Below are 1,307 nucleotides of genomic sequence, written 5' to 3'. Positions count from 1 at the left end.
GTGCCGCCGGCACCGCCAGCGGCGGCGAGCTGGACGTGCAGCCGTTGCGCGACCCGCAGGTCAGCGACCTCAGCGAGGAGGCCACGCGGCTGGAGGCCGGCCGCCTGTACCAGGCCGCCGCCGATCGCCTCGACCAGGCCCTGGAGATTTCGGCGCAGGATCCGAACCTGTTGCAGCAACGCGCCGAGATCGCGCTGTTGCTGGGCCAGACCGACTTGGCCGAGCGCTTGGCGCTGCAGGCGCGCGCGGCCGGCACCGATGTCGGCCCGCTGTGCCGGCGCAACTGGGAAACGGTGGTGCGCGCCCGCGCGGGTGGTTCGCGTCCGCCCGATACCGCCGGCCTGCCCAGGGTCTCGGTCGAAGAGGCCGGACGGCGACGCGATGCCTGCACGGTCGCACCGCCGCCGCGTTACTGATTGCGGGACGAGGCGATGGCAGAACAGGACTCCCGGCTCGCCCGGGCGGCGCGGGAAGCGCTGGAGGAGGGCGGCGCGCTGGCCCGCAACCTGGAGGCGTTCGCGCCGCGTCCGGCCCAGCAGGCGCTGTCGGTGGCGATCGCGACCGCGTTCGAATCGCGCGGCACGCCGCTGGGCACCCTGATCGCCGAGGCCGGCACCGGTACCGGCAAGACCTTCGCCTACCTGGTGCCGGCGTTGCTGTCGGGGGTCAAGACCATTGTTTCCACCGGCACGCGCGCGCTGCAGGACCAGCTCTATCACCGCGACCTGCCGCGCGTGCGCGACGCCCTCGGCGTCGGCCTGAAGACCGCGCTGTTGAAGGGGCGCGCGAACTACCTCTGCCACTACCGGATGCATCAGGCCAAGGGCGAGCCGCGTTTCGCCAGTCGCGAGATCGCCGCCCAGTTCCAGCGCATCGTCGCCTGGGCCGGAGGCACGCGGATGGGCGATCTGGCCGAGGTCGAGGGCCTGGGCGAGGATTCGCCGCTGATCCCGGTGGTGACCTCGACGGTCGACAATTGCCTGGGCAGCGAGTGCCCGTTCTTTTCCGACTGCTTCGTCGTCCAGGCCCGCCAGCGGGCGCAATCGGCCGACCTGGTGGTGGTCAATCATCATCTGCTGCTGGCCGACCTGGCGCTCAAGCAGGAGGGCTTCGGCGAGATCCTGCCCGGTGCCCAGGCCTTCGTCGTCGACGAGGCCCATCAGTTGCCCGACCTGGCCTCGCAGTTCTTCGGCGAGGCCCTGAGCGCGCGGCCGCTGGTGGAGCTGGCGCGCGACGCCCTGGCCGAGTGCAAGGAGGTGCCCGGCGCGCTGGCGGCGGTGCAGGAACCGGCGCGTGCGCTGGAGCAG

General features: G+C 72.4%; 2 protein-coding genes. Both read left to right on the top strand.

Annotation, left to right across the window (positions count from 1 at the left end; all coding sequences use genetic code 11):
• The coding region (locus FKV24_RS19090; protein WP_170288164.1) for a hypothetical protein at nt 1-416 on the top strand (416 nt) is incomplete at its 5' end.
• A gap of 15 nt (nt 417-431) precedes the next feature.
• The coding region (locus tag FKV24_RS01465; protein ID WP_141480942.1) for an ATP-dependent DNA helicase at nt 432-1,307 on the top strand (876 nt) is incomplete at its 3' end.

This window comes from Marilutibacter maris (assembly GCF_006546735.2).
GTDB lineage: Bacteria > Pseudomonadota > Gammaproteobacteria > Xanthomonadales > Xanthomonadaceae > Marilutibacter > Marilutibacter maris.
This window is presented reverse-complemented; position numbering and strand designations above follow the sequence as displayed.